3 protein-coding genes and 1 pseudogene are annotated in these 3309 nt (G+C 29.6%); all 4 read left to right on the top strand.

What is annotated here, in order from left to right:
* Positions 1 to 222 (top strand): annotated as a pseudogene (locus ACIQ11_RS09780) (glycosyltransferase); the annotation flags it as partial.
* A 177-nt stretch (positions 223 to 399) separates the two neighbouring features.
* Positions 400 to 903: an ORF6N domain-containing protein gene (locus tag ACIQ11_RS09775; RefSeq protein ID WP_396154453.1), complete on the top strand. Its 504-nt coding sequence runs from the start codon at positions 400 to 402 to the stop codon at positions 901 to 903.
* 5 nt (positions 904 to 908) lie between these two features.
* Positions 909 to 2636, top strand: a complete 1728-nt coding sequence (locus tag ACIQ11_RS09770) for a phospho-sugar mutase (protein ID WP_396154451.1) — start codon at positions 909 to 911, stop codon at positions 2634 to 2636.
* A partial coding sequence (locus ACIQ11_RS09765; protein ID WP_396154450.1) for an ABC transporter transmembrane domain-containing protein occupies positions 2636 to 3309 on the top strand: 674 nt, incomplete at its 3' end. The genes ACIQ11_RS09770 and ACIQ11_RS09765, both read left to right, overlap by 1 nt.

The raw sequence follows: 3309 nt of genomic DNA, 5'->3' as shown, positions 1-3309 counted from the left end.
TTTATAGGATTTATTCTAACTGTATATTTAGGAATAGATAAGCTTTTCATCCATAAAACAGCACGTTTAATTACAAACAGACCCGAATTTTATATCGCCTTAACAACTATGATTATTGGAACACAATTATTTTTAGCTGGTTTTTTAGGCGAAATTATTTTAAGAACAAAAAGCAACGAAGAACGATACAAAATATCAGAAATAGTATATTTGAAAAGTTAAACAAACAACGTTTGTCACGCTGAAAGCGTCTCAACTTAGTTTTCGAGAGATGTTTTCAGCATCACAAGATTGGGTTTAAATTATGAATATTAAAATGAATTAAAATTCATATAAAAATCTGCGAATCTGCGGTTATAATATAATAAAGATTAAAAAATAACTTAAATATACGCCAAAATGAACAATTTAGAGATTATTACAAACAAAATTCACATTATTAGAAATCAGAAAGTGATGTTAGATTATGATTTAGCAACACTTTATGAAATTGAAACAAAAGTTTTAAAACAATCAGTTAAAAGAAACATTGAAAGATTTCCTGAAGATTTTATGTTTGAATTAACAGAAAGTGAATATAAATCTCTAAGGTCACAAATTGTGACCTTAGAGATTGGAAGAGGAAAATTCTCTAAATATTTGCCTTTCGCCTTCACAGAACAAGGAGTAGCAATGCTTTCAGGAGTTTTGAAATCAGAAAAAGCAATTAAAATAAATATTGCAATTATGAGAACTTTTGTAATTTTGAGAAATTCCTTACTAAATTTAGAAGAAATAACTTCAAAAGTAAAGGAAATTGAAAATCAGTTTCCAGAAATTTATAAGATTTTGAATTATTTAATGGATAAAAAAGAATTAAAAATTGAACAAGAAGACCGAACAAAAATTGGTTACAAAAAATAAAAATAATGCACTTAGAACAAAACATATTAGATCAAGTAAACGAATGGCTTACGCCTACTTTCGACCAAAATACACAAACTGAAATTGAAGCCTTAATGACATCCGATCCAAAAGGTTTAGAAGATGCTTTTTATAAAAATTTAGAATTTGGTACAGGTGGAATGCGCGGCGTTATGGGTGTTGGAACCAATCGTATAAACAAATATACTTTAGGTAAAAACACACAAGGCTTGTCTAATTATTTAAAAAAATGCTTTCCTAATGAAGAGCTAAAAGTAGCTATTGCTTACGATTGTAGAAAAAACAGCGATACATTAGCGAAAATAGTAGCGGATATTTTTTCAGCAAATAATATAAAAGTGTATTTGTTTTCTGAATTACGCCCTACTCCAGAATTATCATTTGCGCTAAAACACTTAGATTGTCACGCTGGAATTGTATTAACAGCATCACACAATCCACCAGAATACAACGGATACAAAGTATATTGGCAAGATGGCGGACAAATTGTACCACCACAAGATGGCGAAATTATCGCAGAAATTGAAGCCTTAAAATACAGTGATATTCAATTTTCAGCAAATGAAAGTTTAATTGAATATATTGATGAAGCTGTTGATGAAGCCTTTATTAATTCGACCATTGAAAACGCCAGTTTTAATACACCAAAATCGGCTAAAGAAAATTTAAATATTGTTTTTACACCGTTACACGGAACATCTGTAAAATCAATTCCTGCTGTTTTAGCAAAAGCAGGTTATACGAATGTAAACATTGTTGCAGCACAAGAAATTCCAGATGGAAACTTTCCAACTGTAAAATCGCCAAATCCAGAAGAACCAGAAGCATTAGCTATGGCTTTAGAATTAGCTGACCAAGTAAATGCTGATATCGTAATTGGTACGGATCCTGATTCGGATAGATTGGGCGTTGCTGTTAGAGATACAAATGGTAAAATGATGTTGTTAAACGGAAACCAAACTATGGTAGTTATGACAGCATTTTTATTGGAACAATGGAAACGTGCCGACAAAATCACTGGAACAGAATTTATTGGTTCTACAATTGTTTCTACTCCAATGATGCTCGATTTAGCAAGCGCTTACGGAATTGAATGTAAAGTAGGATTAACGGGATTCAAATGGATTGCAAAATTTATTAAAGACTTCCCAAATCAGAAATTTATTGGCGGCGGCGAAGAAAGTTTCGGATTTATGGTGGGTGACGCGGTTAGAGATAAAGATGCCGTTGCAGCAAGTTTATTAGTATGCGAAATTGCTGCACAAGCCAAAGCTTCTGGAAGTAGTTTATATAAAGAACTGATTAACTTATATTTAGATTTCGGATTTTATAAAGAACATTTAATATCTTTAACCAAAAAAGGTAAAGAAGGTTTGGTAGAAATCAATCAAATGATGGTTGATTTACGAGACAATCCAATGGAAACTATAAATGGACAACGCGTAGTTTGTATTGAAGATTATCAAAACACAACGGCTCGTGATTTAATAAATAATGAAACGTTTGATTTAGACATTCCAAAATCGAATGTATTGATTTATTATTTAGAAGATGGTACTAAAATTTGCGCCAGACCAAGTGGAACCGAACCTAAAATTAAGTTCTATTTTAGTGTGAATGCCATTTTAGAAGAAGCAAATGATTACGAAGAAGCCAATAGATTTTTAGATACCAAAATTCAGAATATAATCACTGAAATGAAATTAAACTAATGGATCAAAATTTAAAAAAAATAATTCCTTTTGTAAAAAAATATAAAAGAAATGCAATATTAAATGTAATTTATAATACATTTTATGCTTTGTTTTCTACTCTTTTAATGGTTAGTTTAATACCTACTTTACGAGTTCTTTTTGATGAAAAAAAAGGAGATGAAGAAGAAATTAAATTACCTATATATGAAGGAATAGGTAAACTTGGTGATTATTTAGGTGATTATTCTAACTTTTACTTAACCAAAGCAGCCGAAGAGAATGGTACACTTTATGTTTTATATTATGTTGTTGGTTTTATTTTAATTGTTGCATTTTTTAAAAATATTTTTGGGTATTTAGCTTCTTTCCAAATTACCATCCTTAGAAATGGTGTATTAAATGATTTACGAAAAAAATTGTATAAGAAAATTATTCATTTACCTATTTCTTATTATTCAGAACAAAGAAAAGGAGATGTAATGACGAAAATGTTAGGTGACGTGGGTGAAGTTCAAAATTCCTTTTTTCAAATATTTGAATTAATTGTAAGAGATCCAATGACAATTTTATTTTCATTAATTTCTATGATATTAATAAGCGTAAAATTAACCCTTTTTGTATTTGTTTTTATTCCCATTTCGGGCTTAATTATTTCGAAAATTGGAAAAAATTTAAAAGCAAAATCAACAAG

This window comes from Flavobacterium sp. (assembly GCF_044361065.1).
Taxonomy (GTDB): domain Bacteria; phylum Bacteroidota; class Bacteroidia; order Flavobacteriales; family Flavobacteriaceae; genus Flavobacterium.
This window is presented reverse-complemented; position numbering and strand designations above follow the sequence as displayed.